This window comes from Deinococcus maricopensis DSM 21211 (genome assembly GCF_000186385.1).
In the GTDB taxonomy this organism is placed as follows: Bacteria; Deinococcota; Deinococci; order Deinococcales; family Deinococcaceae; genus Deinococcus_B; species Deinococcus_B maricopensis.
This window is the reverse complement of the sequence record NC_014958.1, coordinates 1,616,044-1,642,873: the sequence shown is the minus strand read 5'-3', so window position 1 is coordinate 1,642,873 and position 26,830 is coordinate 1,616,044. Positions and strand designations below refer to the sequence as shown.

Annotated in this window: 24 protein-coding genes; 18 read left to right on the top strand and 6 right to left on the bottom strand. The window is 69.3% G+C overall.

The window, feature by feature from the left end:
* The first annotated feature begins 9 nt into the window (after positions 1–9).
* The 12 genes from DEIMA_RS07725 to ilvC all read left to right on the top strand — a co-directional run bounded on the left by DEIMA_RS07725 (position 10) and on the right by ilvC (position 14,381).
* Positions 10–2,244 carry an ATP-dependent Clp protease ATP-binding subunit gene (locus DEIMA_RS07725; RefSeq protein WP_013556677.1) on the top strand — a complete coding sequence of 745 codons (2,235 nt, stop codon included), beginning with the start codon at positions 10–12 and terminating at the stop codon, positions 2,242–2,244.
* Positions 2,245–2,343: 99 nt separating this feature from the next.
* Positions 2,344–2,646 carry a DUF2087 domain-containing protein gene (locus tag DEIMA_RS07720; RefSeq protein WP_013556676.1) on the top strand — a complete coding sequence of 101 codons (303 nt, stop codon included), beginning with the start codon at positions 2,344–2,346 and terminating at the stop codon, positions 2,644–2,646.
* On the top strand, positions 2,639–3,994 hold the full coding sequence (gene radA / locus DEIMA_RS07715) for a DNA repair protein RadA (RefSeq protein WP_013556675.1): 1,356 nt from the start codon (positions 2,639–2,641) through the stop codon (positions 3,992–3,994). Before DEIMA_RS07720 ends, radA begins: the two co-directional genes overlap by 8 nt.
* A gap of 10 nt (positions 3,995–4,004) precedes the next feature.
* Positions 4,005–5,033, top strand: a complete 1,029-nt coding sequence (locus DEIMA_RS07710) for a PIN/TRAM domain-containing protein (protein ID WP_013556674.1) — start codon at positions 4,005–4,007, stop codon at positions 5,031–5,033.
* Between the two features lie 80 nt (positions 5,034–5,113).
* Entirely contained in the window at positions 5,114–6,904 is a 1,791-nt protein-coding gene (locus DEIMA_RS07705) for a M3 family oligoendopeptidase (protein WP_013556673.1), read from the top strand.
* 214 nt (positions 6,905–7,118) lie between these two features.
* Entirely contained in the window at positions 7,119–8,405 is a 1,287-nt protein-coding gene (locus DEIMA_RS07700; protein WP_013556672.1) for a homoaconitate hydratase family protein, read from the top strand.
* 2 nt (positions 8,406–8,407) lie between these two features.
* The gene (locus tag DEIMA_RS07695) at positions 8,408–9,031 is read left to right on the top strand and encodes a LysE family transporter (RefSeq protein WP_013556671.1); all 624 of its coding nucleotides are present in this window, start codon (positions 8,408–8,410) and stop codon (positions 9,029–9,031) included.
* A gap of 34 nt (positions 9,032–9,065) precedes the next feature.
* On the top strand, positions 9,066–9,560 hold the full coding sequence (locus DEIMA_RS07690) for a 3-isopropylmalate dehydratase small subunit (protein WP_013556670.1): 495 nt from the start codon (positions 9,066–9,068) through the stop codon (positions 9,558–9,560).
* Complete coding sequence (gene leuB / locus DEIMA_RS07685) at positions 9,553–10,599, top strand: 3-isopropylmalate dehydrogenase (protein WP_013556669.1); 1,047 nt, start codon at positions 9,553–9,555, stop codon at positions 10,597–10,599. The genes DEIMA_RS07690 and leuB overlap by 8 nt, the downstream gene beginning before the upstream one ends.
* 451 nt (positions 10,600–11,050) lie before the next feature.
* The gene (ilvB, locus tag DEIMA_RS07680; protein ID WP_013556668.1) at positions 11,051–12,733 is read left to right on the top strand and encodes a biosynthetic-type acetolactate synthase large subunit; all 1,683 of its coding nucleotides are present in this window, start codon (positions 11,051–11,053) and stop codon (positions 12,731–12,733) included.
* Positions 12,730–13,326 carry an acetolactate synthase small subunit gene (gene ilvN, locus DEIMA_RS07675; RefSeq protein ID WP_013556667.1) on the top strand — a complete coding sequence of 199 codons (597 nt, stop codon included), beginning with the start codon at positions 12,730–12,732 and terminating at the stop codon, positions 13,324–13,326. The genes ilvB and ilvN overlap by 4 nt, the downstream gene beginning before the upstream one ends.
* Positions 13,327–13,370: 44 nt before the next feature.
* A complete protein-coding gene (gene ilvC / locus DEIMA_RS07670; RefSeq protein ID WP_013556666.1) occupies positions 13,371–14,381 on the top strand; it encodes a ketol-acid reductoisomerase in 1,011 nt (336 codons plus the stop codon).
* 54 nt (positions 14,382–14,435) lie between these two features.
* Here ilvC and DEIMA_RS07665 read toward each other — a convergent pair whose 3' ends face one another.
* Positions 14,436–15,848, bottom strand: a complete 1,413-nt coding sequence (locus tag DEIMA_RS07665) for a hypothetical protein (protein ID WP_148234924.1) — start codon at positions 15,846–15,848, stop codon at positions 14,436–14,438.
* A 289-nt stretch (positions 15,849–16,137) separates the two neighbouring features.
* Between DEIMA_RS07665 and DEIMA_RS07660 the strand changes: the two genes are divergently transcribed.
* Genes DEIMA_RS07660 through DEIMA_RS07650 form a run of 3 tightly spaced genes read left to right on the top strand, consistent with a single transcriptional unit; the run spans position 16,138 to position 18,351 of the window.
* Positions 16,138–17,676 carry a 2-isopropylmalate synthase gene (locus DEIMA_RS07660; RefSeq protein ID WP_013556664.1) on the top strand — a complete coding sequence of 513 codons (1,539 nt, stop codon included), beginning with the start codon at positions 16,138–16,140 and terminating at the stop codon, positions 17,674–17,676.
* The gene (locus DEIMA_RS07655; protein WP_013556663.1) at positions 17,673–17,984 is read left to right on the top strand and encodes an antibiotic biosynthesis monooxygenase family protein; all 312 of its coding nucleotides are present in this window, start codon (positions 17,673–17,675) and stop codon (positions 17,982–17,984) included. Before DEIMA_RS07660 ends, DEIMA_RS07655 begins: the two co-directional genes overlap by 4 nt.
* The gene (locus tag DEIMA_RS07650) at positions 17,977–18,351 is read left to right on the top strand and encodes a low molecular weight protein tyrosine phosphatase family protein (RefSeq protein ID WP_013556662.1); all 375 of its coding nucleotides are present in this window, start codon (positions 17,977–17,979) and stop codon (positions 18,349–18,351) included. Before DEIMA_RS07655 ends, DEIMA_RS07650 begins: the two co-directional genes overlap by 8 nt.
* A 2-nt stretch (positions 18,352–18,353) precedes the next feature.
* Here DEIMA_RS07650 and DEIMA_RS07645 read toward each other — a convergent pair whose 3' ends face one another.
* Complete coding sequence (locus DEIMA_RS07645) at positions 18,354–18,905, bottom strand: hypothetical protein (RefSeq protein ID WP_013556661.1); 552 nt, start codon at positions 18,903–18,905, stop codon at positions 18,354–18,356.
* A gap of 42 nt (positions 18,906–18,947) precedes the next feature.
* Positions 18,948–19,313, bottom strand: coding sequence for a hypothetical protein (locus DEIMA_RS07640; protein WP_013556660.1), 366 nt, complete (start codon positions 19,311–19,313; stop codon positions 18,948–18,950).
* 101 nt (positions 19,314–19,414) lie between these two features.
* On the opposite strand from DEIMA_RS07640, the gene ilvD reads away from it, so the two are divergent.
* The 3 genes from ilvD to DEIMA_RS07625 are packed head-to-tail and all read left to right on the top strand — an operon-like array spanning position 19,415 to position 22,629.
* A complete protein-coding gene (gene ilvD / locus DEIMA_RS07635) occupies positions 19,415–21,115 on the top strand; it encodes a dihydroxy-acid dehydratase (protein ID WP_013556659.1) in 1,701 nt (566 codons plus the stop codon).
* Between the two features lie 49 nt (positions 21,116–21,164).
* The gene (locus DEIMA_RS07630; protein ID WP_013556658.1) at positions 21,165–21,833 is read left to right on the top strand and encodes a hypothetical protein; all 669 of its coding nucleotides are present in this window, start codon (positions 21,165–21,167) and stop codon (positions 21,831–21,833) included.
* A gap of 40 nt (positions 21,834–21,873) precedes the next feature.
* The gene (locus tag DEIMA_RS07625; protein WP_013556657.1) at positions 21,874–22,629 is read left to right on the top strand and encodes a class I SAM-dependent methyltransferase; all 756 of its coding nucleotides are present in this window, start codon (positions 21,874–21,876) and stop codon (positions 22,627–22,629) included.
* Between the two features lie 45 nt (positions 22,630–22,674).
* Here the strand turns inward: DEIMA_RS07625 and DEIMA_RS07620 are convergent, their stop codons facing one another.
* The 3 genes from DEIMA_RS07620 to DEIMA_RS07610 all read right to left on the bottom strand — a co-directional run bounded on the left by DEIMA_RS07620 (position 22,675) and on the right by DEIMA_RS07610 (position 26,360).
* On the bottom strand, positions 22,675–23,523 hold the full coding sequence (locus DEIMA_RS07620) for a DUF2167 domain-containing protein (protein WP_013556656.1): 849 nt from the start codon (positions 23,521–23,523) through the stop codon (positions 22,675–22,677).
* 255 nt (positions 23,524–23,778) lie between these two features.
* Positions 23,779–25,863 carry a DHA2 family efflux MFS transporter permease subunit gene (locus DEIMA_RS07615; RefSeq protein WP_013556655.1) on the bottom strand — a complete coding sequence of 695 codons (2,085 nt, stop codon included), beginning with the start codon at positions 25,861–25,863 and terminating at the stop codon, positions 23,779–23,781.
* The gene (locus DEIMA_RS07610) at positions 25,860–26,360 is read right to left on the bottom strand and encodes a MarR family winged helix-turn-helix transcriptional regulator (RefSeq protein ID WP_013556654.1); all 501 of its coding nucleotides are present in this window, start codon (positions 26,358–26,360) and stop codon (positions 25,860–25,862) included. Before DEIMA_RS07610 ends, DEIMA_RS07615 begins: the two co-directional genes overlap by 4 nt.
* Positions 26,361–26,830: the final 470 nt, after the last annotated feature.

Sequence of the window (26,830 nt, the reverse complement as noted above, 5' to 3'; positions counted from 1 at the left end):
GGTGAGGCCATGAACAGATACGATGACCGCGCACGTCTTGTCTTCCACTACGCCCGCGAGGAGGGCAACCGCCTGGGCCACGCGATGGTCGGGCCGGAGCATCTGCTGCTCGGCCTGATGCGTGAAGGCGGCACCGCCGCCGTGATCCTCGCGGAGTTCGGTGCGTCCCTGGACACGCTCCGCCGCCGCGTGGAGGACATTATCGGCCGTGGTGAAGGCAACCGTCTGGACGCCGCGCCCAGCATCACGCCGCGCGCGCGCCGCGTGATGGAACTCGCGTCGTCCGAGGCCCGCAGCCTCGGCGCGCAAGTCACGAGCACCGAACACATCCTCCTCGGGATCATCCGCGAGGGCGACGGCGTCGCCCACCGCATCCTGCAGGAGCTGACCAAAGACGTCGACACGATCCGCTGGCGCATTCTCGCGCAGGGCGGTGAAGGTCAGAAGGCCGCGAAGCCCGTGCACACGCCGTTCCTCGACGAGTACGGCCGCGACCTGACCAAGCAGGCCCGCGAGGGCAAACTCGACCCGGTCATCGGCCGCGCCGAGGAGATCCGCCGCGTCACGATGATCCTGTCGCGCCGCAGCAAGAACAACCCCGTCCTGATCGGCGACCCTGGCGTCGGCAAGACCGCCATCGTGGAGGGTCTCGCCATCGCCATTCACGAGAAGCGTGTTCCGGCGAGCCTGCACGGCGCGCGCCTCGTCAGCCTGGACCTGAGCGGCGTTGTTGCCGGCACGAAGTACCGCGGTGAGTTCGAGGAGCGCCTCCGGCAGATCATCGAGGAACTCCGCAACAGCAAGGTCATCGCGTTCATCGACGAGTTGCATACGCTCGTCGGCGCGGGCGGCGCGGAAGGCACCCTCGACGCGGCGAACATCCTGAAGCCCGCGCTGAGCCGCGGGGAGATTCAGGTGATCGGCGCGACCACCACCGGCGAGTACCACCGCTACATCGAGAAGGACGCCGCGCTGGAGCGCCGCTTCCAGCCGGTGATCGTGCTGGAGCCCAGCCCCGCCGACACCCTGCAGATCCTGCGTGGCCTGCGTGGGCGCTACGAGGAGCACCACGGCGTCAACATCCCCGACAGCGCCCTCGAACTCGCGGTGCGCATCGGTGAGCGGAGCCTGCCGGGCCGCAACTTCCCCGACAAGGCCATCGACCTGATCGACGAGGCCGCGAGCCGCGTGCGCCTGAACCTCAGCCTCGGCGAACCCGTGAGCGAGGACGAAACGGGCGAGCCGTTCGTGAGCCGCGAAGACATCGAAGCCGTCATCAACAGCATGGGCGGCGTGTACAGCGACACGCAGTTCACGCAGATGACCGACCTCGAAGGTGACCTGGCCGAGCAGGTGTACGGCCAGCCGGACGCGATCCGCGCGCTGTCCAGCGCGCTGCGCCGCGCGAAGGTCGGCCTGGGTGGACGCACGCGCGTCGCCGCGAGCTTCCTGTTCGTCGGCCCGAGCGGCGTCGGCAAGACGCACCTCGCCAAGGCCCTCGCCCGCTCGCTGTTCGGCAGTGAGCGCAGCATGATCCGCTTCGACATGAGCGAATTCCAGGAGTCGCACAGCATCAGCAAGCTGATCGGCTCCCCTCCCGGCTACGTCGGGTACGAGCAGGGCGGTCGCCTGACCGAGTCGGTGCGGCGCCAGCCGTTCAGCGTGATCCTGCTCGACGAGATCGAGAAGGCCCACCCGGACGTGTACAACGCGTTCCTGCAGGTCTTCGACGATGGGCGCCTCACGGACGGCCTGGGCCGCACGGTGGATTTCCGCCGCACGATCATCATCATGACGAGCAACACCGGCTTCAACACCGGCCCGGGCGTGGGCTTCTCGCCCGTGACGGTCGAAGACACGCAGCCGCTGCGGAACGTGTTCACGCCGGAATTCCTGGACCGCCTGGACGACGTGATCCGCTTCAAGCCGCTCGGCGAGGACGAACTCGTGCGCGTGGCCGGGCAGCTGCTCGACGAGATGCGCGAGGAACTGGCGAGCCGCGAGCTGAACGTCACGTTCGACGCGGGCATCCCGAAGTGGCTGGTCGGGAAGCTGCGCGCGCGCAGCAGCAAGCATGCGCTCGGCAGCAGCCGTCAGCTGCGCACGCTCGTGCGCGACGAACTGGAAGACCCGCTCGCGCTGGAACTCAGCGGCGACGAGAGCGCGGACCTGCATGTCGCCCTCGACAACGAAGGCCTGAAGTTCGAACGCAAGAAGAACGCCCCGCCGCAAATCCTCGCGTAAGCGCGCCACCTCAGGGGAGAGTCCGGCCGGACTCTCCCCTTTTTGGCTACCCGGGCGGACGCTCCAATTGGGGTGCGGTCCGTGACGTACCATGGCCGAATGACGAAAAGCATCACCACCTTCCTTGACGAGTACGGCCGCGTGACCACCTGGCCGTCCAAACGGCGCCGCGCGCACCAACTGGCCGTGCTGGACCACCTCGTGAACCTGTTCGAGAATGGCCGCTCCTACACGGAACAGGACGTGAACGCCCTGCTGCAGGAACACAGCACGCTGGAGGACTACGTCCTGCTGCGCCGCGAACTAGTGGAAGGCGACTACCTGACGCGCACGCCGGACGGCCGGGCGTACTGGCGCGCGAGCGGCCGCCCGGGCGCCCCGAGGGACGCGCAGGGTGGCTAAGAGCACCACCAAGTACGTCTGCACGTCCTGCGGGTATCAGTCCGCGAAACCGCTGGGGCGCTGCCCGAACTGCCAGGCGTGGAACTCCTTCGAGGAGGTCCTGCCGGCCATCGCGTCACGCGGCGGGGGCCTGGGCGGCGCGTACGGCGGCATCAGCGGCGGAAAGCTCACGCCGCTCTCCACCGTCGGGCGGCGTGAAGAGCCGCGCCTCCCGAGCGGCATCCCGGAACTCGACCGGGTGCTCGGCGGCGGGCTCGTGGCGGGCGGCGTCACCCTGATTGGTGGCGAGCCCGGCATCGGGAAGAGCACGCTGCTGCTGCAGGTCGCGGACCTGATGAGCCAGCAGGGCCGCCCCGTGCTGTACGTCGCCGGGGAGGAATCCCTGGAGCAGATTCGCCTGCGCGCCGACCGGCTCGGCGTGACCGGCGACATTCAGATGACGCGCGACACCCGCGCGGAGCACATCGCCGCGCTAATGGGCGAGCACACGCCCGCGCTGACCATCGTGGACAGCATCCAGACGGTGCAGGTCGAGGGGGACGGCGCGCCCGGCGGCGTCGCGCAGGTGCGCGAGGCGACGAGCACCATCACCCGCGCCGCGAAGGAAAGCGGCAGCGCCACGGTCCTCGTCGGGCACGTCACGAAAGAAGGCACCGTCGCCGGACCGAAAGTCATGGAGCACATCGTGGACACCACCGTGTTCCTGGAAACCGTCGGGTCGTTCCGGCTGCTGCGCAGCGTGAAGAACCGGTTCGGCCAGGCCGGGGAGCTCGGCGTGTTCGAGATGCGCGAAACGGGCCTCGTCGCCGTGGAGAACCCCAGCCTCGCGTTCCTCGCGGAGCGGCCGCTCGGCGTGCCCGGCTCGGTCGTGGCTGCCACCATGGACGGGCACCGCCCGCTGCTGCTGGAAGTGCAGGCGCTCGCCGCGAAAACGCCGTACCCGAACCCGCGCCGCGTCGTGGTCGGCCTGGACGCCCGCCGTGTGGACGTGGTGCTTGCGGTGCTGGAGCGCCGCCTCGACCTGAACCTCGGCGGCCTCGACGTGTACGTGAACCTCGCCGGCGGCCTGAAGGTCCCTGACCCAGGCCTCGACCTCGCCGTCGCGCTCGCCGTGTACTCCGCCGTGGTCGGCAAGGCCCTCCCGGAGCACGCGGCCGTGTTCGGTGAGGTCGGCCTGGCCGGCGAGGTCCGCACCGTGCAGGGCGCCCTGCGGCGCGCCGAGGAGGCGCGCCGCGCCGGATACCGTCAGCTGATCGTCCCGCCCGGCCTGGACGGCGTGAGCGGCTCGGCCAGCGTCGAGGCGGCCCTCGGGACGCTGTGGCAAACCTCACGCGGGACGGTGCGTTAGACTGCCGGGGATGTCGTTCGTTCGCGCGCTTGTGCTGCTTCTCGGTCTCCTGCTGGGCGTGGTCCTGGGGCAGTTCCTGCCGAGCGGGAACGGGCTGAACCACGTGTTCGGCACGGTCTCGCTCGGCCTGGCGGGCCTGCTCACCGGCTTCCTGCTGTCAGCCCGTATTGAGCGGCGAGCGTACGCACTGATTGAACGGTTCGGCAAATGGTACGGTTCGCTCGCGCCCCGCACAGTCGCGGCCGCCACCGTCGGCGCCGTCGTGGCGCTGCTGCTCAGCGTCCTCCTGAACACCCTGCTCGCCAGCGTGCCCTTCTACTCGTGGGTGTGGAACCTGCTCGTCACCCTGGTGCTCGGGGCGTTCTTCGTGGTGTTCGCCGTGCGCAACGCCGACACCTTCGGCGCGATCGCCTGGACTGGCCAGCCGCGCCGCAAGCCCGGCGGGAAACTGCTCGACACCAACATCATCATCGACGGCCGCATTCTGGACCTCGCCCGCGCGGGGTTCATCGAGGGGGAACTGGTCGTACCCGCGTTCGTGCTGCGCGAACTGCAGTTCCTCGGGGACCACGCCGAACCGCAACGCCGCGCGCGCGGCAAACGCGGCCTGAACGTCCTCGAGGAACTGCGGCAGGTGACGACGCTGCGCGTGGAGGACTGGGACGCGCCCGAACTGAGCGCCGTGGATGACAAGCTCGTGCGTCTCGCGCGGGAAAGCGGCGCGAAGCTCCTCACGAACGACGCGAACCTCAGCAAGATCGCCAAGCTGCATGACATTCCCGTGCTGAGCCTGCATGAGGCCGCGCAGGCCCTCCGCCCGCAGCTGCAGCCCGGCGACCCCCTCACGGTGAACATCACGCGGGCGGGGCAGCAGGCCGGGCAGGGCGTCGCGCACCTCGACGACGGCACCATGATCGTCGTCGAGGACGGCGCGAAGTACCGCAACCGCCGCGTGCGCGTGATCGTCGTGAACAACGTGCAGACGAACGTGGGCCGCATGGTCTTCGCGAAGCTCGACGCGAACCCCGTCGACAACTGAAGGCGCAAAACCTGTCACGTGAAAGGCGAGGCGCCGAAAGACCCCTCGCCTTTCACGCCGAACGCCCGTTAGACTGCCGCATGACCTCAACGCCGGCCGCCATGCCCCACTGGGACACCCAGACGCTCTACCCGGACCTCCACAGCCCCGCCCTGCAGGCCGACATCGACACATTCATCGCGGACCTCACGCGCCTCACCGCGCTCTTCGACGAACTCGGCATCCACGCCGGCAGCGCCCGAACCGATGCAGGCGCCACCGCCGCACGCGCCCTCGACGGCCTGAACGCCGTCCACACCCGCCTCACGCCCCTCAGCGCGTACGTGCAGGCGTTCGTCACCACCGACGCCAGCAACGCCCGCGCGCAGGCCCTCGCCAGCGAACTCAGCCGCCACGCCCTCCCCCTTCAGACCCTCACCACCCGCTTCCAGGCGTGGGTGGGCGAACAGGACCTCCAGGCGCTCACCGACCACAACGACACCACCCGCGCGCACGCGCACGCCCTGCACCTCGCCGCGTACGCCGCGCAGCACCAGATGCCCGCCGGCGAAGAAGACCTCGCCGCGCAACTCAGCCTCTCCGGCCGAAGTGCCTGGTCGAAACTGCACGGCAACGTCAGCAGCCACCTCAGCGTCCCCTTCCGCGACCAGCAGCTCCCCATGACGGCCATCCGCAACCTCGCCGGCGACGCCGACCCCACCGTCCGCGAGGAAGCGTACCGCGCGGAACTCACCGCCTGGGCCGCGCAGGACGTCACCTTTGCCGCCTGCATGAACGGCGTAAAAGGCGAAGTCGGCACCCTCAACCGCCGCCGCGGCTACACCGACGACCTCGAACCGACCCTGGTCGCCAACGGCATCGACCGCGACACCCTCAACGCCATGACGGGCGCCGTACGCGCCAGCCTCCCCGACTTCCACCGGTACTTCCACGCGAAAGCCCGCCTGCTTGGCCACGCCGACGGCCTGCTCCCCTGGTGGGACCTGTTCGCCCCCCTCGGCGAGAGCCGCACCCAATGGACGTACGACGCCGCCAAGGACTTCGTCGAAACGCAGTTCCGCGCGTACAGCCCGAAACTCGGCGACTTCGCCGCCCGCGCCTTCCGCGAGGACTGGCTCGACGTGCCCCCCCGCGCCGGCAAACGCGGCGGCGCGTTCTGCATGGGCTGGCGCCCCGACCTCGGCGAAAGCCGCATCCTCCTCAACCACGCCGAGAACCTCGATAGCGTCAGTACCCTCGCGCACGAACTCGGCCATGCCTACCACAACCTCTGCAAAGCCAACCGCACGCCCATCCAGCGGCAGACGCCCATGACCCTCGCGGAAACCGCCAGCATCTTCTGCGAAACCCTCACCGTCGGCGCCGCCCTCCAGCACGCGCAAGGCAGCGAACGCCTCTACATCCTCGAAACGCAACTCCTCGGGCACGCCCAGGTCGTCGTCGACATCCACTCCCGCTTCCTGTTCGAGCAGGCCGTGTTCGAACGCCGCGCCGAACGCGACCTCAGCCCCCAGGAACTCAACGACCTCATGCTCCAGGCGCAACGCGGGGCGTACGGCGACTCCCTCCGCCCCGACGCGCTGCACCCTTACATGTGGGCCGTGAAACCCCACTATTACGGCCGCAGCTTCTACAACTACCCCTACACCTTCGGCCTGCTGTTCGGCCTCGGCCTGTACGCCCGCTACCAGCAGCAACCCGACGGCTTCCACGACCAGTACGACGACCTGCTCGCCAGTACTGGCCTCGCCGACGCCGCCACCCTCGCCGCCCGCTTCGGCATCGACACGCGCGACGAAGCGTTCTGGACCAGCAGCCTCGACGTCATCCGTAAAGACATCGAGGAATACGAGAAAATCGCGCAGGCTTGAGGCAGTCATCCAAACAAGCGTTGTTGCCTCTCCGGACGGGTGGGTTTACACTCCCTGCAATGTTCGTTGCGCTCATCTCGCGGGTCGGGAAGACATTTGGTCTTCTTCTTCTTCGTTGGGGGGCGGCGAGCTGATCCCTGACGCTCGCGTATCGCCCCCGAACCTCCAGGGTTCGGGGGTTTTTCGTTACACGTTCAGGTTGGAGGTGCGGGACATGGGAATGACCATCGCGGAGAAGATTCTGGCGGCCCACAGCGGCAATGAGACCGTCGTGCCAGGGCAGCTTATCGAGTGCGCCACCGACTGGGTGCTGTGCCATGAAATCACGACGCCGGCGGCGCTGCGCATGCTGGAGGAGCGCGGCATGGACCGCGTATTCAACCCGGACCAGATCGTGGCCGTGCCGGATCACAGTGTGCCCGCCATGAACATCAAGGCGGCGAAGATGTACCAGAAGCTCAAGAGCTGGGTGCAGGAGAAGGGCATCAAGCACTTCTTTGATGTGGGGCGCGGCGGGATCGCGCACGTGGTCCTGGAGAACACGGGCCTGATGAAGCCCGGGCAGACGCTGGTAAGCGGCGACAGCCACACCTGTAACGCGGGGGCGCTCGGGACGTTCGCGACGGGCGTAGGCAGCACGGACCTGGCGGGCGCCATCTACGCCGGGAAGGTGTGGTTCAAGGTGCCGGACACCATGCTGATCCGCGTGACGGGTGAGCTGAAGCCGGGCGTAACGCCGAAGGATCTGGTGCTGGAAGTCATCAAGCGGATCGGCGCGGACGGCGCGAACTACCTCGTGATGGAGTGGGTCGGGGAGACCATCGACCGCATGGACATGGAGGGGCGTTTCACGCTGACGAACATGGCGATCGAGGCGGGCGGCAAGACGGGCATCGTGGCGGTGGACGACACGACGCGGGCATACATGGCGGCGCGCGGCGTGACGCCTGATCAGTACACGGAGTACCAGTCGGACGCGGACGCTAATTACAAGGTCGTCGTGGAGATTGACGCGTCGGCGGTGGAGCCGACGGTGGCGTACCCGCACATCCCGAGCAACGGGCGCGTGGCGGGCACGGACGCGATTGCGGTGACGCACGCGTACGTGGGGAGTTGCACGAACGGTCGCATTTCGGACCTGCGGGAGGTGGCGCGCATCCTGAAGGGCCGGAAGGTGGCGGAGAACGTGCAGATGATCGTGGTGCCAGCGACGCAGGCGATCTGGAAGCAGGCGGCGCAGGAGGGGCTGCTGGAGATCTTCGTGGAAGCGGGCGCGAGCGTGAGTTACCCGTCGTGCGGGGCGTGCCTGGGGATGCACTCGGGCGTACTCGGGCCGGATGACGTGTGCATTTCGAGCAGCAACCGGAACTTCGTGGGCCGCATGGGCGACCCGTCCGCGCAGATCTACCTCGCGTCGCCGGCGACGGTCGCGGCGAGTGCCGTGGCGGGCGTGATCAGCGACCCGCGCGCGTACAACGACGGCACGGAAGCGGCGGACTGAGCGTGGAGACCCTGCTGGCGATTGCGGCGCTGCACATCATGGTGCTGGTCGTGCCCGGGCCGGATGTGCTGCTGGTCAGTCAGACGGCGGTGGCGCGGTCGCGCCGCGCGGCGCTGTTCGCGGGTCTGGGGATCGTGATGGGCATTGCGTGCTGGGCGGGTCTGGCGCTGCTGGGGATTCAGGTGCTGTTCGAGCACTTCACGTGGGTGCATGGCTTCATCAAGGTGGCGGGCGGGCTGTACCTGCTGTACATGGGGTACACCCTGTGGCGTGCCAGCCTGCGCCCACAGCCGGTGCACACGTCAGCCGGTGGCGTGGACACCCCGAGTGGTGACCTGCGCGCCGTGCGTTCCGGGTTCCTGACGAACATCGCGAACCCGAAAGCGGCAGTGTTTTTCGGCAGTGTCTTTTCGAGCGTGCTGGGCGCGCACAGCGCACCGGGCCTGAAGCTCGCGGCGTTCGTGATTATCGTGGCGTTGAGCGCCGCGTGGTTCACGCTGGTGGCGCTGGGGATGTCCACGGCGCGCCTGCAGGCCGCGTACCTGCGGGGCCGTCGCGTGATTGACCGCGTGGCGGGCACGCTCATGGCTGGGTTCGGGGCGCTGCTGCTGGCGTCCCGCGAGTAAATTCAGGGTTCGTTTTTCTTTCAGGAGTTCAGGTATGCCTACAGTGCACGTATTTGGCCGCGCTCACATCAACACGGACGAAATCATTCCCGCGCGTCACCTCACGACGGATGTGGAATCGGAACTCGCGAAGTTCGCGATGGAGGATTACGACAAGGACTTCGTGCGGCGCGTGAAGCCGGGCGACATCATCGTGGCGGGCGCGGACTTCGGGTGCGGGTCGAGCCGGGAGCACGCGGTGTGGGCGCTGCGCGGCGCGGGCGTCGCGGCGGTGATCGCGCCGAATTTCGCGCGGATCTTCTACCGGAACGCCATCAACAACGGCTTCTTGGCGTTGGAGGCGGACGGCATCGTGGAGACGTTCATGGACGGCGATGAGGCGGACCTGGACCTCACGGGCGGGACTGTCACGAACAAGCGGACGGGTCAGGTGGTAACGTTCGTGCCAGTCCCGCCGTTCGCGCTGGACGTGCAGCGCGCGGGCGGCTGGCTGGAGTACATGAAAGCGCAGGAGGATCAGCATGCCTAAGGTGGTTGTACTGGCGGGGGACGGCATCGGGCCGGAAGTGACGGCGGCAGCCGTGGAGGTGCTGCGCGAGGTCGCGCCGGACGTGACGCTCGAAGAGCACCTGATCGGCGGCGTGGCGGTGGACGCGCACGGGTCACCGTTCCCGGACGTGACGCGTGACGCGGTGCTGGGTGCAGACGCGGTGCTGCTGGGCACGGTGGGCGGGCCGAAGTGGGACGGCAACCCGCGCCCGCTGCGGCCGGAGACGGGACTGCTGGCGCTGCGCAAGGCGATGGGCTGCTTCGCGAACCTGCGGCCCGTGCGGGTCCTGCCGGGCCTCGAGAAGCTCTCGCCGCTGAAGGAGGAGGTCGCGCGCGGCGTGGACATCCTGATCGTGCGGGAGCTGCTGGGCGGCATCTACTTCGACGGGGACCGCAGGATCGAGGGGGACACGGCGTACAACACCATGCGGTACACCCGCAGCGAGGTGGAGCGCGTGTCGCGCGTGGCGTTCTGGGCGGCGGAGCAGCGCCGGGGCCGCGTGACGAGCGTGGACAAGGCGAACGTGCTGGAGGTGTCAGAGTTGTGGCGCGGCACAGTGCAGGACCTGCGCGACCGGGAGTACCGGAGCGTCAAGCTGAACCACGAGTACGTGGACAGCGTGGCGATGCTGATCGTGAAGGACCCGGCGCGGTACGACGTGATCGTCACGGAGAACCTGTTCGGGGACATCCTGAGTGACCTCGCGGCGGTGATTCCCGGCAGCCTGGGCGTGATGCCGTCGGCGAGCCTGGGGGACGGCCCGGGGCTGTTCGAGCCGATTCACGGGTCCGCGCCGGACATCGCGGGTCAGGGCGTGGCGAACCCGGCGGCGGCGATCCTGAGTGTGGCGATGCTGCTGCGTCACGGTCTGAAGCGTCCGGACACGGCGAACCGCGTGGAAAGCGCGGTGGCGCAGGCGATGCGCGGGAACGCGACGCGGGACCTGGGCGGCACGGCCACGACGACGCAGTTCACGCGGGCGGTGCTGGAGGGTCTGGGGCAGCCGGCCGTCGGCTGAACCGGGCATGGTGGGGCGGGGCGAGCGCATGCTCGCCCCGCCCTGTTCATGCGGCGCAGGGTGGGGGTCTCCCCTGCCTCATGGTGCTCGCCGGGCGGCGTGAGTCGGTGAAAATGCCGTCTGGGACGAACGCTCGTTTGTGTAGACCGCGACGGCCACGCGCCTTGCTTTTGGCCTGCCCGTGCTCTTAGGCTGGGGGGGTCATGAACGTGAACGCGCTGAACATTCTTGTACTTCTTGGCTGCCGGGGCTCTGGACGCTAAGCGCGCGCGTATCGCACAGACCCCCGCCCCACACCCAGGGCGGGGGTCTTCGGTTTCCCGGGGCACACGAAGGACGACGACATGAGTGAACGAGGCACGCATCAGCAAGGCTCAGCCCAGCAGGGGCGGGGAGTCGCGCGCCACGTTGCCGGGAGCACGTGGCGCGCGCGCCATTCAGGGGGGCGGGCATGACCGGCTTCAACGGCGCGCGGGCGCTGTGGGCGACGCTCGCGGCGCACGGCGTGGGCACGGTGTTCGGATACCCGGGCGGCGCGATCATGCCCGTGTACGACGCGCTCACCTTCCACCCGGAAGTGCGGCACATCCTCGCGCGGCACGAGCAGGGCGCTATTCACGCGGCGGAAGGCTGGGCGAAGGCGACGGGGCAGCTCGGCGTGGTGCTCGCCACGAGCGGCCCGGGCGCGACGAACCTCGTGACGGGCCTCGCGGACGCCATGATGGACAGCATCCCGCTGCTCGCCATCACCGGGAACGTCGCGCAGCACCTGATCGGCACGGACGCCTTCCAGGAGGCGGACATCACCGGCATCACGCTGCCGGTCACGAAGCACAACTACGTGGTGCGCAGCGCGGACGCCCTGCCGGGCATCATCGCGGAGGCGATCTTCATTGCGCGCAGTGGCCGCCCGGGGCCGGTGCTGGTGGACATCCCGAAGGACGTGCAGCTCGCGGCGTTCGGCGGGATGATCCCGGACCCGCACGCGCGGCCCGCGCCGCTCGCGCCGCGCGCGGACGCCGTGGAGCGCGCGCTGGAGGTGCTGCGGGCCGCGCGCAAGCCGGTGTTGATGGTGGGCGGCGGGTCGCAGGACGCGTCCGCGGACATCACGGCGCTCGCGCGGGCATGGCAGATTCCGACCATCACGACGCTGATGGGCCTCGGCGCGTTCCCCGCGTCGGACCCGCTGTGGCTGGGCATGCCGGGCATGCACGGATCGGTCGCCGCGAACCGCGCGATCAGTGAGGCGGACGTGCTGCTCGGCATCGGCCTGCGCTTCGATGACCGCGTGACCGGCCGCGTGAACGGCTTCGCGCCGAACGCGCGCATTATCCACGTGGACATCGACGCCGCGGAAATCGGGAAGATCGTCACGGCGCACCTGCCGGTGCGCGGCGACGCAGCCCTTACGGCGCGCGCCCTGATGGACGGCGCCACGCCCCTCCTGTCCCACGAGTGGCGCGCGCAGATCGAGGACTGGAAGGGCCGGAACACGCCGCCGCGCGCGTGGGGCGCGGCGTACGGCGTGAAGGCCATCACGGACCGCCTTGCGCCGGACGACATTCTCAGCACCGACGTCGGCCAGCACCAGATGCTCGCCGCGCAGCTCGCGCGCTTCGAGAAGCCGCGCCGCTGGCTCACGTCCGGCGGACTGGGCACCATGGGGTTCGGGTTCCCCGCCGCGATCGGCGCGGCGCTCACGCAGCCGGACGTGCGCAGCGTCGTGATCGCCGGGGACGGCGGGTTCCAGATGACGGCTCAGGAGTTCGCGACGCTCACGAAGTACGACGTCCGCAACGTGAAGATCGCCATCATCAACAACAGCTTCCTGGGCATGGTGCGGCAATGGCAGGAGCTGTTCCACGAGCGGCGCTACAGCGAGGTGTACCTCGGGGACAGCAACCCGGACTTCCTGAAGCTCGCGGACGCGTACGGCATCCGCGGGTACCGCGCGAGCAACGCCGACGAACTGCCGGGCGCCATTGACGCGTGGCTCGCGGACCCGCGCAGCAGCCTGCTGGAAGTCGTCGTGCCGAACGAACACGGCGTGTTCCCGATGGTCCCGGCGGGCGCCGCGCTTCACGAGATGATCGAAACGGAACCGCAACGTCAGCAGGAGGGCGCGACGAAATGACGGCCGAACACCCCAGCCAGGACCACCTGATCAGCGTCCTCGTGCGCGACGAACCGCGCGTGCTCACCCGCATCACCGAACTATTCGGGCGCCGCGGGTACAACATCAAGAGCCTGTCGGTCGGCGCGACCGAGGCGCCCGGCGTGAGCCGCATGACCTTCGTGGTGGGCGGCAGCAAAGGCATCGTGGAGCAGGCCATCCGCCAGGTCGAGAAGCTGCACGACATCATCAAGGTCATCGACCACGGCCTGGAGAAGTTCGTGGACCGCGAGCTGGTGCTCGTGAAGGTCCGCATCACGCCCGAGACGCGCGTGGAGGTGCGGCAGATCGCCGAGGACTTCCGCGCGCGCATCGTGGACGTGGGTCGGCACGCCCTCACGTTCGAGGCGACGGGCGACGAGGGCAAGATCACCGCGTTCATTGAGCAGATGCGCCCGTTCGGGATCATCGAGACGATGCGCACGGGCCGCGTGGCGCTCACGCGCGGCAGCAACGCCGACATTCCCAGCCACGTGTACCACGACGGTCAGACGCAGGCGCTCGAACCGCAGGCCCGCGAGCAGCAGGCTCGCGAGGTCGGCAACCTCTTCTGACCTCCCCTTCCGCCCTCATTCACGCGCACTTCAAGGAGAACCCCATGCCCGCAAAAATGTACTACGACCGTGACGTCCAACTCGCCCCCATCGAAGAGAAACTGATCGCCATCATCGGCTACGGCAGCCAGGCGCACGCGCACGCGCAGAACCTGCGCGACACCGGCCTGAACGTCGTCGTCGGCCTGCGCGAGGGCTCCCCCAGCCGCGCCAAGGCGCTGCAGGCGGGCCTGCGCGTGGCGAGCATCGAGGACGCCACCCGCGAGGCGGACGTCATCATGCTGCTCATCCCGGACGAGAACCAGCCTGCCACGTACGAGGCGAGCATCCAGCCGCACCTGACCGCTGGGAAGGCCCTCGCGTTCGGCCACGGCTTCAACGTGCACTTCGGGCGCATCACGCCGCCGGCGGACGTGGACGTGTTCCTGGTGGCGCCCAAGGGCCCCGGGCACATGCTGCGCCGCGTGTACGTGGACGGCGCGGGCATGCCCGGCATCTTCGCGGTGCAGCAGGACGCGACCGGTCAGGCGCGCGACATTGCGCTGGCGTACGCGCGCGGCATCGGCTGTACCCGCGCGGGCGTGCTGGAGACGACCTTCAAGGAGGAAACCGAAACGGACCTGTTCGGTGAGCAGACGGTCCTGTGCGGCGGCGTGACGCAGCTCATCAAGAACGGCTTCGAGACGCTCGTCGCGGCCGGGTACCAGCCGGAAATCGCGTACTTCGAGACGCTGCACGAGGTGAAGCTCATCGTGGACCTGATCTACGAGAAGGGCTTCGAGGGCATGCGCCACTCGATCAGCAACACCGCCGAGTACGGCGATTACGTGACCGGCCCGAAGGTCGTCGCGGAGCCCAGCCGTCAGGCGATGGAGGAAGCGCTCGCGCGCATCCAGCGCGGCGAGTTCGCGCGGGACTTCATCGCGGAAGCCGAAGGTGGCTTCAGCAACATGAAGCAGTGGCGCACCGAGATGCGCGAGCACCCGCTCGAGGTGGTCGGGAAGCAGCTGCGCGACATGATGCCGTTCATCAGCAAGAAGGAACTGGAAGTCTAAGCGCACGCGAGGAAGGACGGGCCGTTGTCGGCCCGTCCTTCCTCCTTGTGGGGTTCAGCGGGAGAGCAGGTTGCTCATGCCGGTGGCGGGGTCCAGCAGGTGCAGGCCGTCCGCGAACCACACCAGCAGCAGCGGGCTGCCGGGAATGGCGAACAGGGCGCTGTCCGAGGCGCTGCCGGCCACGGCCAGCGAGGAGCCTTTCGCGGGCGTGATGACGGTGCGGTCGCCCGTGGCGGGATTGATGCGCACGAGCGTGAACGCGTCGGCGGTCACCTGTTCCTGCGTGGTGTAGAGGTTGCCGCCGCTGAACGTGAGGGCGCTGCCGATCAGGGCTTCGCCGCTCCCGCGCTTGTACACCTGCGCGCCGTTGCCGCTGCGCTGCCCGGACACCAGGCTGCGCTCGCCCGTGCGGGTGTTCACGCCGACGACGATGTAGTTGGGGTTGGGGCCGCCGGCGGCGTAGAGGACGTCGCCGTTCCGGGCGAGGTTCGCGAACAGCGGGCCGGTCGTCATGACGCTGGAACCGTTCCAGGTGGGGCCGCTGCCCAGGACATTCGTGCCGTCGTTCGTGAACTGCGTGACGGCTTTGCAGCGGTAGTCGTCGTTCGCGTCGAGTTTGAACAGCGCGAAGCCGCTGCCGAGCGGGTTGTTCCCGCCGAGCAGGTACAGGTTGCCCTGCGCGTCGGCGCTGAGGTGGTTGAGGGGCGCGGCGGGGCGGGAGTCGGCGACGGCGGGTGGGCAGAAGTACGTGGGGGCGGCTGGCGCTTTCGGGGTCGGCGCGGGTGCCGTGGCAGCCGCGAACAGCCCGCCGAGGTTGACGCTGCCGAGCGGCGTATTGATGGTCGGGAGGTTCGGGGTGCTGGCGGTCCCGGCGGTCGTGGCGGGCGCGCGGTCGCCCGCGTATTTCGCTTCGGCGCCGTCGCGGATCTTGGTGTCGCTGCTGAGGGCGGGGCGCCACAGCAGGGTGCGGTCGCCGGTCTGGCCGTTCACGCGGATGATGACGCCGTCGCGGTTGATGGCGGCGTAGTCGCCGTTCGGGAGGGGCTGCACGTCGCGGATGTTGCCGAGGTCGTACAGTTCGGCGCTACCGCCGTAGTCAAGGGCGCTCATGACGCCCCGGCCGCGCTGCTCGAGCTGGTTCAGGCGGCCGGAGATCAGGCGGCGGTCGCCGGTGTTGAGGTCCACGGCGATGATCGCGCCGAACGCGTCGGTGTCGCTGAGCGTCTCGATGGCGCCGATGAAGGTGCGGCCGTCGGCGGTGACGAACCCGCCGGTGACGTCGTCGGTGGAGCCGCCCTGGTAGAAGGCGGGGCCGCTGCCGAGGGTGCCAGCGCTCTGGGCGAGGTCGGCGGGGCGCGCGCAGTGGACGTTGCGGGCGTCCTTGCTGCAGTCCACGAGGGTGGCGGCGCTCGCGGCGGGCGTGAGGGTGGCGATGAGGGCGGTCAGGGTGAGGGTGCGGTGGTTCACGGTTGTCAGGGATAGCGTCTGCGCGGGGCGGCGCGGCACGCATGTGCTGTGGCGGAACGCGCGGAAATAGAGTATGGGCGCGCAGCACGAACGCTTGTTCTCCTACACAACTTGCGTTGCGGGGCGCGGCGAGCGGGTACAGTGCGGGCAATGAACGCGTTCGGCCGACTTCTTCTGACGCTCACCCGGTGGGAGTGAAGCGTCAGAAGGTCGTACGCCAAGCCGCCCCCGGAGTGAAGAACTCCGGGGGTCTTCTTTTACCGCCCCTCATCCCGACAGGAGCACACCCATGACTGACGCGAACCGCATCCGCATTTTCGACACGACCTTACGTGACGGCGAGCAGTCCCCCGGCGTGGCCCTGAACCACGCGCAGAAACTGGAAATCGCGCACCAGCTCGCCCGCCTGGGCGTGGACGTTATCGAGGCGGGCTTCCCGATCGCGTCGCCGGGGGACCTGGAGGGCGTGTCGCGCATCGCGCGGGAGGTGCGCGGCCCGATCATCGCGGGCCTGGCACGCGCGAACCGCGCGGACATCGAGGCGGCGGCGCGCGCCGTGGAGGACGCCGAGCGGCCCCGCATCCACACGTTCATCGCGACCAGCCCGATCCACATGGCCAAGAAGCTGAACATGACGCCGGAGCAGGTGGTGGAGCGCGCCGTGGAAGCCGTGACGTTCGCGCGGTCGTTCGTGGACGACGTGGAGTTCAGCGCCGAGGACGCGACGCGCAGCGACCCGCAGTTCATGGCGCGCATCTTCCGGGCGGTGGTGGACGCGGGCGCGACGACCATCAACGTGCCGGACACCGTCGGGTACACCACGCCGGAGGAGATGCGCGCGCTGTTCGCGTTCCTGCGCGGTGAGCTGCCGGCGCACGTGATCCTGAGCGCGCACTGCCACGACGACCTGGGCATGGCGGTCGCGAACAGCGTCGCGGCAGCGGAGGGCGGCGCGCGGCAGATCGAGTGCACCATCAACGGCATTGGGGAGCGTGCCGGGAACGCCAGCCTGGAGGAGATTGTGATGGCGTTCCACACGCGCCGCGACGTATACGCGTTCGAGACGGGCATCCGCACCCGCGAGCTGTACCGCTCCTCGCGCCTCGTGAGCCGCCTGAGCGGCATGCCGGTGCAGCCGAACAAAGCCATCGTCGGGGACAACGCGTTCGCGCACGAGAGCGGCATCCACCAGGACGGCGTGATCAAGGCGCGCGAAACGTACGAGATCATGAACGCCGAACTGGTGGGGCGCGAGGCGGCCGTGCTGGTCATGGGGAAACACTCGGGCCGCGCAGCGTTCCGCAAGGCCCTGGGGGACCTGGGGTACACCATCAGCGACGAGCGCGTGAAGGACCTGTTCGCGCGCTTCAAAGACCTCGCGGACCGCAAGGGGCAGATCTACGCCGATGACCTGCGCGCGCTGGTGGAGGCCCGCGCGGACGTGCCCGAGGCGTTCGCGCTGGAGAAGTTCCAGATCACCAGCGGCACGGACCTGCAACCGCTGGCGTTCGTGCGCCTCACCACGCCCGACGGGGCGCGCGAGGCGACGGCGAGCGGGGACGGCGCGGTGGAAGCGATCTTCCACGCGATCAACGCCGTGACGGGCATCGCGCCGGAACTGGAAATCTACCGCGTGCAGGCCGTCACGAAAGGCACCGAGTCGCTCGGCGAGGTGAGCGTGAATACGCGGTTCGGGGAGATGAGCGTGCACGGCACGGGCGTCGCCACGGACGTGGTGGAGGCGTCCGCGCGGGCGTGGCTGCGCGTCATCAACCAGATCGTCGCGGGCGCCGGGAAGAGCCGCAGCGTGACGCAGATGACGCCATGAGCACCACGGACGCGGAGGGCGTGCTGGAAATGGCGGTCCTGAACGTGAAACCCGGCCAGGCAGACCTAACCGCGTTCGCGGGCGCCCGGCCCCTCCTTGAGGGCATGGCGGGGCAGCGGCGCACCGAACTGCGCCGCTGCGTGGAGGACGACCATCAGTTTCTGCTGCTGGTGGAGTGGGACAGCGTCGAGGCGCACAAGGTCGGGTTTCGCGGGCGGCCCGCGTACGCGTCGTGGCGGGCACAGCTGCATCACTTCTACGCGCCGTTCCCGGTGGCGCAGCATGACGTGAGCGTGCCGCATGCTTGATGAGCGGACGCCGGGGCCGCTGCGCGTGGTGTTCGTGTGCGCGCAGAACAAGCTGCGCAGCCCCACCGCCGAGGCGGTCTTCCGGGCGGACGCGACGCTGGAAGTCACCTCGGCGGGCACGAACCGGGACGCGGAAACGGTCCTGACACGTGACCTGCTGGCCTGGGCGGACGTGGCGGTGTGCATGGAGAAGCGCCACCGGGACCTGATCCGCGCGCGCTTCCGCGGGGTCCTCCCGGATGACCGCCTCGTCACGCTCGGCATTCCGGACAAATACGACTTCATGGACGCGGACCTCGTGGACCTGCTGGCGCGCCTCGTGCCGCCGCGCCTGGAGAAGTTCCGGCGCCTGCGGGGCGCGTCATGAGGTCACTTGAGCGTCTGCGCGGCGGTGGACGCGTCGGGCACCGCGTCCGCGTGGATGTTCGGCGCGTCGCTGAAGTACACGCTCACGAGGTGCCAGTGGGCGGGGTCAGGGTCGCTCACGACGCCGAGGCCCCGGGCGACTGTGGGCTGCAGCGCCGCCATGGGCACCCAGCGGTTCAGGGGCAGCGGGGTGGTTCGTCCGTCGTGGAGCGGCTGCAGGCCGAAACTCGGCGTCATGGGCACGCAGGTGCCCGAGGAGCCGAACGGGCCGACCACCCTGACGTTCCGCCCGCCGTCCGGGCAGTCGAGGCCGCTGACGCCCACCGTGACGCGCAGCGCGCCGCCCGGCAGGTCGGCGTCCTTCAGAGGACCGCCGATGCCACTGCTGAGCAGGACGCTGCGCGCGCCGGGCGGCGGGCGCACCGCGAGCGTCTGGACGTTGCCGAGAATGGCGGCCAGTTCGCTCGTGGTGGGCACCTCGCGGTGAATGACGGCGCGGTCCGGCGCGCACGCCGTCAGGGTCAGCAGCGCGAGGGCGGCAAGGGGGAGGCGCATGCGGTCAGCGTGGCATACGCCCGGCGTGCGCGCACGCGAATCTCAACGGTCCTGCTCGGCGCGTGCCCGGACGAGCGCCATCAGGTCGTCGGTGGTGCGGGCGGCGCGGAGCTGCTCGGCGCTCAGCCACACGCGCGGGCCGCCGGGCGTGAGCTCGAACGCGCACGGCAGGGGCACGCCGCTCAGGCCGTACTGCGCCCGGAGTTCATCGCGGTGCAGGAACGTCACGTCGCGGCGCAGTGCGCACGTGAAGTCGCGCCAGCGGCGGTGCATGCCCAGCGGTCCGTACGTAACGGCGCACAACGGGCAGTCGTACCGTTCGGGCGCGACCGTCTTGACCCACAGGTCCCTGAGGCCGTTCAGGACGCCGCTGTCGGCGTTGTACACGAACACGAGCGGCGTCGGCATACCTGCACGTTAGCGCGCGCGCCCGCTTGTGTAGTGTTCCATCGCGCGCGCCGCCACGCACCATCTACATTCAGAAGCAATCACCGCCAGGAGGGCACAGCATGACCATCAAGGACAAACCGCAACTCAAGCAGCGGTCCAGCACCATCAAGGAAGGGTTCGAGCGCGCGCCGCACCGCAGCCTCCTGCGCGCCACGGGCGTCATCGAGCGCGAAAGTGACTTCGGGAAGCCCTTCATCGCGATCTGCAACAGCTACATCGACATCATCCCCGGGCACGTGCACCTGCAGGAGTTCGGGCGGATCGTGAAGGAAGCGGTGCGCGCGGCGGGCGGCGTGCCGTTCGAGTTCAACACCATCGGCGTGGACGACGGCATCGCCATGGGGCACACCGGCATGAAGTACAGCCTGCCCAGCCGCGAACTGATCGCGGACGCGGTCGAGACGGTCGTGGAAGCGCACCAGTTCGACGCGATGATCTGCATCCCGAACTGCGACAAGATCGTGCCGGGCATGCTGATGGGCGCCATGCGCTGCGACATCCCGACCATCTTCATCTCGGGCGGGCCGATGATGCGCGGCCTCAGCAAGACCGGCGAGCGCCTGGACCTCACGAAGATGTTCGAGGCGGTCGGCGCGTACCAGGCCGGGAAGCTCGACATGGAGACCCTCACGGACATGGAGCAGAACGCCTGCCCGACGTGCGGGAGCTGCTCGGGCATGTTCACGGCGAACAGCATGAACTGCCTGTGCGAGGCGCTCGGCATGGCCCTGCCCGGCAACGGCACCATCCCGGCCACCGACCCGCGCCGCCACGAGCTCGCGCGCGCGGCGGCGAAACAGGTGATGGTGCTGCTCGAGCGGGGCATCACGCCGCGTCAGATCGTCACGGCCGAGGCGATCGACAACGCGTTCGCGCTCGACATGGCGATGGGCGGCAGCACCAACACCGTGCTGCACACCCTCGCGATCGCGCACGAGATCGGCGTGGAGTACCCGCTGTCGCGCCTGAACGAGGTGTCCGACCGCGTGCCGAACCTCTGCAAGCTCGCGCCCATGAGCAACTTCCACATGCAGGACCTCGATGAGGTCGGCGGCGTGAGCGTGATCATCAAGGCGCTGTTCGAGCACGAGGGCATCATGCACCGCGGCTGCATGACCGCCACCGGCCAGGTGCTGGAGGACAACGTCGCGGACGCGCCCGACGCGGACGGTCAGGTCGTCCGCACGTGGGACAACGCGTACAGCCGCACGGGCGGCCTGCGGCTGCTGTTCGGGAACCTCGCACCGGAAGGGGGCGTCATCAAGTACGCCGGGGTGGTGCCGAGCATGCGGCAGTTCGAGGGCGAAGCGATCGTGTTCGACAGCATGGAAGCCGCGAACGAGGGCATCCTGGGCGGCCAGGTGCGCGCCGGGCACGTCGTGGTGATCCGGTACGAGGGGCCGCAGGGCGGGCCGGGCATGCAGGAGATGCTCTCCCCCACCGCGAACATCGCCGGGATGGGCCTGGGCGAGTCGGTGCTGCTGCTCACGGACGGGCGCTTCAGCGGCGCGACGCGCGGCGGCAGCATCGGGCACATCAGCCCGGAAGCGAGCGCGGGCGGCCCCATCGCGTTCGTGCGCAACGGGGACCGCATCCGCGTGGACATGGACGCCGGTCAGCTCGAACTGCTCGTGAGCGCCGAGGAGCTCGACGCGCGCCGTGAAGGCTGGGTGCCGGTCGTGAAGCCGATTCCCGGGAAGTGGCTGAAGCGGTACGCGCGCCTCGTGACGAGCGGCAGCCGCGGAGCCGTGCTGGTGTGAGGCGCGGCGCGGCTGGACCACGCCGCGCCGCCCGCTAGAATGGCCGGACATGCTGCTGCTGCGCGCGGTGACGCTGCTGGCCCTCGGCTCGGCCGTGGTGCTGGCCGCGCCCGCCGCGGGCGGCATCCGGGCGGCGTTGCGGGCACAGTACGACGCGTGGTCGCCTGCGGCGTGGGACGCGTCGCCGCTCGCGACGCTACGGCGGCAGGACGTGCCCTGGGATACGGCGGTGCCGCTGCTGAACTCGTCGCTGTTCGACGACGAGCACGCGTACGCGGAGTTGCGCGGCGGGCTGCGCCTGCCGGACGGGCGCGACACGGTGGGCGTGCAGCGCGCGGCACTGTACCGCCGGAACGCCGGCGAGGCACTGCTGGTCGTGAACGACGAGTGGTGCGCGGGAACGTGCTCGGCACGGTCGCGGTTCGTACTGCTGCGTTCCGGGAAGGCGCCGCTGCCCGTCGCGGACGCGCAGGTGGTGCCGGCACTGCCGCCGTCGGCGTTCCTGCCGAAGTCGGGGGCGCCGGCGTGCCTGCGAGGCGTGAAGCTGGGCGTGCAGTACGTGCCGTCCAGGTTCGACACGACGCTCACGGCGCTGGCGGTCGTGCCAGACGGCGCGCGCGCGGCGTGCACGAAAACGAACGTGAATGTGGCGTTGACCCTGCGGCCCGTGCGGCTGCAGTGGCGCGCGGCGCAGCGGGACTTTCGAACGTTGGACTGAGCGGGCCTGCGGGGCGACCCGGGGCCGGTCGGGAGGGTACATGACGGAATGGGATGCAGGGACGTACCGTGCGCGGCATGCGTTCGTGTTCGAGGCGAGCGCGGATCTGGTGGACGGGTGGCTGGCGCCGCGCGCGGGCGAGGCGGTGCTGGACGTGGGGTGCGGGACGGGGGAGCTGACGGCGCGCATCGCGCGGAGCGGCGCGCAGACGCTGGGCGTGGACGCGTCTGCGGCGATGGTCGACGGGGCGCGCGCGCGATTCCCGGACGTGCCGTTTGAGGTGCAGGACGTGCACGTGCTGAGCGTGCCGGCGCCGTTCGACGCGGCGTTCAGCAACGCGGCCCTGCACTGGATGCGGCCGCTGGACGTGGCGTTCGCGCGTATCCGCGCGGCGCTGCGGCCGGGCGCGCGGTTCGCGCTGGAGATGGGCGGCGCCGGGAACGTGCAGGTGACGCTGGACGCGGTGGCGCACGCGACCCGCACGCTGGGGCTGCCGGACCTGGCGTCGCCGTGGGTGTTCCCGTCCACGGCGGAGTTGTGCGCGCTGCTGGAGGGCGCGGGCTTCCGGGTAGAGCGCACGCTGCTGTTCGAGCGGCCCTCGCGGCTGGACGGTGAGGACGGCTTCCGGGTGTGGCTGGAGAGTTTCGGTCAGGCGTGGCTGGCGCCCCTCGCTGCGGACGCGCACGCGGCGGTGCTGCGGGAGGCGGAGGCGTTCGCTCGGCCGCGCCTGTGGGACGGGTCGGCGTGGGTGAGTGATTACGTGCGGTTGCGGGCCCTCGCGGTCGTGCCCGAATGAACTGCGCCCCGGGGGATACCCGGGGCGCAGTTCATTCGGCTGGGTTCAGGCGGTCTTGCTGCGGCCGAACAGGCGCGAGAGGGCCGCGGGCACGGCCAGCAGAAGCACCCAGCCTTTCTTGAGGAGGACGAGCAGCAGGGCGAGCAGGCCGAACTTCTTCGCGGCGACGCCGCCCGCGACGAGGCCGGCGAGGCCGTACGCGGCGAGCTTGTCGGTGCTGGCGTTGTAGTCCTCGTAGCGGTGGCCGGGCGTGAAGCTGACCTTCTGCAGGACGTTCTGCATGCCGGTCTTCACGAGCGGCAGCTGGTTCATGCCGGCGACAGCGTTCAGTTCGAGGATGCTGTCGCGGCCCAGGACACGCACGGCGTAGTTCAGGGTGTGCTCGTCGGCTTTGGCGTCGCCGAACGCGATTTCGCGCGCCCAGATCATCTTGTGCTGCGCGGCGTCGTAGGTGGGCTGTTCGGCCCAGCCGAGCAGGCGCACGGCCTCGTACCCGGCTTTCTCGCGTTCGGCGTTGTCGTCGGCTTCGCCGGATTGCATGTCGTGCAGGAGGTTGGTGTAGTTGATGCGGCTGGCGTCGTTGTCGCTGACGTGCCCGTCGAGGCTTTCCGTGAGGACGACGCCCCAGCCGGCCTGAGTGTCGGGCCCGGCGGTGCCGGGGATGAGCATGCCGACGACGTCCTCGGCGGCGCTGGGCGGGTTGCCCCAGAGGTCCACGATGACGTGGCGGGCGCTGGTGGCGTCGAGGTAGCGGAGGGTGGGGTCGGCCTGGATGGTGGCTTTGCCGGCGAGGATGTTGATGGTGCCGGTCTGGTACTGCAGGGGCGCGCTGGGGGTGGCGGCGGCCGTGGCGGTGCCGAGGAGGGGGCTTAAGATCAGTAATGCTTTTTTCATCATCAGCTCATGTTACAGGGGCCGGGTGGGGCCACGCGGCGAAAGTCAGCAGGGCTGCGGCTGACCGTCGGCGCCCCAGCAGTTCCTCAGTACATAGCTCAACGCCGTCTCCCCCAGCCACGCTATGCAGGTTGTTCCACCGCTCCTGAGCGCGCTGGGTTTGTTGAGCGGCGCAAGGCCATGGGCCGCCGGGTATTCCCAGCGGCCCACGGTGTAGCCTGAAGTTCGGGGCTCAGACCGTCCTGGCAGAGCAGGTCAGATTTCCACGTGGGCGGGCGCGCGGCGCTCACCCGGGCTGCGCGTTTCGAGGCGCAGGTTCGGCATCATCAGCGTCGCGAGCAGCGCGAGGACCGCCACCAGAATCGCCGCGCGGTAGATGCTGGCGATGGTGTCCGCGAACGCCACCTTGCTGGCGCGCGCCACGGCAAGCGTGACCTTCTCGCCGGTGTCGACGCCCTGCAGCGCGCTCTTGAGGGCGGCGTCCGTCGCAGCCTGCGTCGCCTGGCCCTGCGCGGCGTTCAGGCCCTGCTGGATGCCGCTCAGGATCTGCGCGCGCGCCTGCGGACTCCGCAGCGCCTGCGGCGGAATCTGGCTCAGGCGGGTACGCAGTTCCGCTGGCAGTTGCGGGTTCGCGGCGACGCCGGCGAGGGCCTGCGCGTTGCCGCTGTTCACGGCCCCCGCGATGGTCGCGTACGTCTGCTGGAAGCCGCTGCGCACCTGATCGGCGATGCTGGGGCCGCCCAGGCGGCTGGTCATGCTGGCCGGCAGGTCCTTGTTGGCCTTGAGTGCGGCGATGGCTTTCGGGTCGTTGTCGCGGATGGCTTTGGTGACGTTGGCGCGCAGCGCGTCGAAGTCCGCCTTGATCTGCGCGGTCGTCTTGGGCGTCTGGCCGCGCTCCTGGCTGGCGCTGTCGGTGCTGTTCTTGACGCTGTCGGCGGCTTTCACGAGCGTGTCCGCGACCGCCTGGGGTTGCCCCTGCGCCTGCGCGCGGAACTGCGTGCTGAGGTTCGCGGTGAGGCCCGCGGTGAGGAGCGCGCCGAACACGGCGGTGCCGATGGTGCTGCCCATCTGCTGGAAGAACTGCCCGGCGCTGGTGGCCACACCGATCTCGTAGGGTTTCACGGCGTTCTGCAGCGCGAGGTTGTACAGCGGCAGGGCGGGACCGATACCGAGGCCCAGGATGATCATGCGGACGATCACCAGGCCGTACGGGGTGTCGGCGCTGAGGGTGCTCAGCCACCAGAAGCCGAAGATCATGACGACAAGACCCGTGAGGATCAGCGGCTTGTAATGCCCGATGCGCGAGGCGATCTGGCCGGACACGACGCTGCCGATGATCAGGCCGACCGTGAGGGGAATGGTGGCGGTGCCGGCGGCGGTGGCACTCACGCCCTGCACCTGCACGAGGTACAGGCTGAGGAACAGGATCGCGCCGAGGAACGCCGCGCCGATCATGAAGCGCGCGATGACGCCCCAGCGGAACGTGGGGTTCTGGAACAGCGTCAGGGGAATGATGGGGCTTTCGTGGCGGCGTTCAGCGAACAGGAACGCGATGAGCGCGGCGACGCTCAGGGCGAACAGGCCGAGCACGAGCGTGTTGCCCCAGCCGTACGTCTTGTCGGCGCCGAGCGTCAGGGCGAGCAGGAGCGGCACGCTGAACACGACGATCATGAGCGCGCCGAGGTAGTCGATCTTGGGTTTCAGGCCGCTCGCGAGGCGCGGCATGCGCGTGGCGATGAACGCGAGGGCGAGCAGGCCAATGGGAACGTTGACGTAGAACACCCAGCGCCAGCTGATGTTGTCGGTGAGGAACCCGCCGAGCAGCGGCCCGATGACGCTGGACAGGCCGAACACGGCGCCGAACAGGCCCTGGTACTTGGCGCGGTCGGCGGGCGCGAAGATGTCCGCGATGATCGAGAAGGCGACGCTGGTGAGCGCGGCGGCGCCGAGGCCCTGCACGCCGCGGAACACGATGAGCTGCATCATGCCGCCGCCGAAGAGGTTGCCGAGGAACGCCTCGCCGGCCGCGCCGCACAGGACGCTGCCGAGCAGGAAGACGGTGATGCCGACCAGCAGGATGGGTTTGCGGCCGTAGATGTCGCTGAGCTTCCCGTAGATGGGCACCATGGCGGTGCTGGTGAGCAGGTACGCGGTCGTCACCCAGGAGTACAGGTCGATGCCCTGAAGGTCCGCGATGACTTTGGGCAGCGCGGTGCTCACGATGGTCTGGTCAAGGGCGGCGAGGAACAGGCCAAGCAGGGTGCCAAACAAAATGATGCGTTTGGTGGGGAAGTCGAGCGTTTCGGCGTAGTTGATGCGCTCGGGGGCGGGGTGGGTCATGCGTTCTCCTGGGGGGCGCAGAGGGGGGCGTCGGGGACGACCTCGTGAATGAGGGCCGTGATGGCGTCCGTGGCGCGCTGCAGCGTGTCGGGGTGCGCGGCGCCGAACACGCGGGTGTAGGTGCCGATGAAGGCGTCGTCCATGCGCGTGACGAGGTGCTCGCCGGTGCGGGTGAGGGCCACGAGTTTCTCGCGGCGGTTCTCGGGGTTCTCGCGGCGTTCGGCGTGGCCGCGCTGCACCATCTTTTCGACGAGGTGGCTGGTGGCGGGCACGCTCAGGCGGGTGCGTTCGGCGAGCTGCGTGACGCTCAGGGGGGCGTGGGCGCGCAGGTGGTGCATGGCGGTCATCTGCGTGAAGCCGACGTCGCTGTCGTGCAGTTCGTCCTGCATGGTGCTGAGGACGTTGGTGGAGATGATGCGGTGCAGGCGGCGCATGGCCTGGCCGAGCTGCTGGGCCGGATCGGGCGTGTGGGGTTCGGGCGTGTCGGGCACCTCCATGCTCGCCACTCTGAAACAGTTGCATTTTTCTAACAGTGCGAGAGTTCACATGTTTTAAATCCGTGAATGGTTTGACCTGTAGCTCCGAAGCGGAAGGTATGGCCCCTTGATGCAGCATGAACATGCGCCGCCACTGCGCCCCTCCCCTGTTTCACGGCGGGTCTTAGGGGCCACCGACCCGTAAAGCCTCGTGAGCTCGGCATCCGACCACGAGCCATGCGCTGGCTCAAGCACCGCGGAATCAGCCCGTGCGCTCCCTCCCGAGGCGCTGATCATGCGACAGTCTGCTCTCTAGACCCCGTCCGCGCACTGTCCGTAGGCGTCAGGATGGCCTGTTCTGGCAGGACCGCCAGCCTCCCCGCACAACGGCGTGACAGGGCTCCCGAGCGCCCCAGGCTCCTGAGCCCTCCCTTGGGGGTTCCTGAGTGTTCAGTCTGGACGCTGTTCAAACGTGGACAGGCGCGTGCCGC

Excerpts from the sequence above, each read along its gene's own strand:
- ilvC (WP_013556666.1), top strand. The coding sequence starts at position 13,371 with ATGCCCGCAAAAATGTACTACGACCGTGACGTCCAACTCGCCCCCATC.
- ilvD (WP_013556659.1), top strand. The coding sequence starts at position 19,415 with ATGACCATCAAGGACAAACCGCAACTCAAGCAGCGGTCCAGCACCATC.
- DEIMA_RS07705 (WP_013556673.1), top strand. The coding sequence starts at position 5,114 with ATGACCTCAACGCCGGCCGCCATGCCCCACTGGGACACCCAGACGCTC.
- DEIMA_RS07610 (WP_013556654.1), bottom strand. The coding sequence starts at position 26,360 with ATGGAGGTGCCCGACACGCCCGAACCCCACACGCCCGATCCGGCCCAG.
- DEIMA_RS07725 (WP_013556677.1), top strand. The coding sequence starts at position 10 with ATGAACAGATACGATGACCGCGCACGTCTTGTCTTCCACTACGCCCGC.
- ilvN (WP_013556667.1), top strand. The coding sequence starts at position 12,730 with ATGACGGCCGAACACCCCAGCCAGGACCACCTGATCAGCGTCCTCGTG.
- DEIMA_RS07660 (WP_013556664.1), top strand. The coding sequence starts at position 16,138 with ATGACTGACGCGAACCGCATCCGCATTTTCGACACGACCTTACGTGAC.
- DEIMA_RS07620 (WP_013556656.1), bottom strand. The coding sequence starts at position 23,523 with ATGAAAAAAGCATTACTGATCTTAAGCCCCCTCCTCGGCACCGCCACG.
- DEIMA_RS07655 (WP_013556663.1), top strand. The coding sequence starts at position 17,673 with ATGAGCACCACGGACGCGGAGGGCGTGCTGGAAATGGCGGTCCTGAAC.
- DEIMA_RS07615 (WP_013556655.1), bottom strand. The coding sequence starts at position 25,863 with ATGACCCACCCCGCCCCCGAGCGCATCAACTACGCCGAAACGCTCGAC.
- DEIMA_RS07630 (WP_013556658.1), top strand. The coding sequence starts at position 21,165 with ATGCTGCTGCTGCGCGCGGTGACGCTGCTGGCCCTCGGCTCGGCCGTG.
- DEIMA_RS07645 (WP_013556661.1), bottom strand. The coding sequence starts at position 18,905 with ATGCGCCTCCCCCTTGCCGCCCTCGCGCTGCTGACCCTGACGGCGTGC.
- DEIMA_RS07690 (WP_013556670.1), top strand. The coding sequence starts at position 9,066 with ATGCCTACAGTGCACGTATTTGGCCGCGCTCACATCAACACGGACGAA.
- DEIMA_RS07625 (WP_013556657.1), top strand. The coding sequence starts at position 21,874 with ATGACGGAATGGGATGCAGGGACGTACCGTGCGCGGCATGCGTTCGTG.
- DEIMA_RS07650 (WP_013556662.1), top strand. The coding sequence starts at position 17,977 with ATGCTTGATGAGCGGACGCCGGGGCCGCTGCGCGTGGTGTTCGTGTGC.
- DEIMA_RS07640 (WP_013556660.1), bottom strand. The coding sequence starts at position 19,313 with ATGCCGACGCCGCTCGTGTTCGTGTACAACGCCGACAGCGGCGTCCTG.
- ilvB (WP_013556668.1), top strand. The coding sequence starts at position 11,051 with ATGACCGGCTTCAACGGCGCGCGGGCGCTGTGGGCGACGCTCGCGGCG.
- leuB (WP_013556669.1), top strand. The coding sequence starts at position 9,553 with ATGCCTAAGGTGGTTGTACTGGCGGGGGACGGCATCGGGCCGGAAGTG.
- DEIMA_RS07700 (WP_013556672.1), top strand. The coding sequence starts at position 7,119 with ATGGGAATGACCATCGCGGAGAAGATTCTGGCGGCCCACAGCGGCAAT.
- DEIMA_RS07720 (WP_013556676.1), top strand. The coding sequence starts at position 2,344 with ATGACGAAAAGCATCACCACCTTCCTTGACGAGTACGGCCGCGTGACC.
- DEIMA_RS07710 (WP_013556674.1), top strand. The coding sequence starts at position 4,005 with ATGTCGTTCGTTCGCGCGCTTGTGCTGCTTCTCGGTCTCCTGCTGGGC.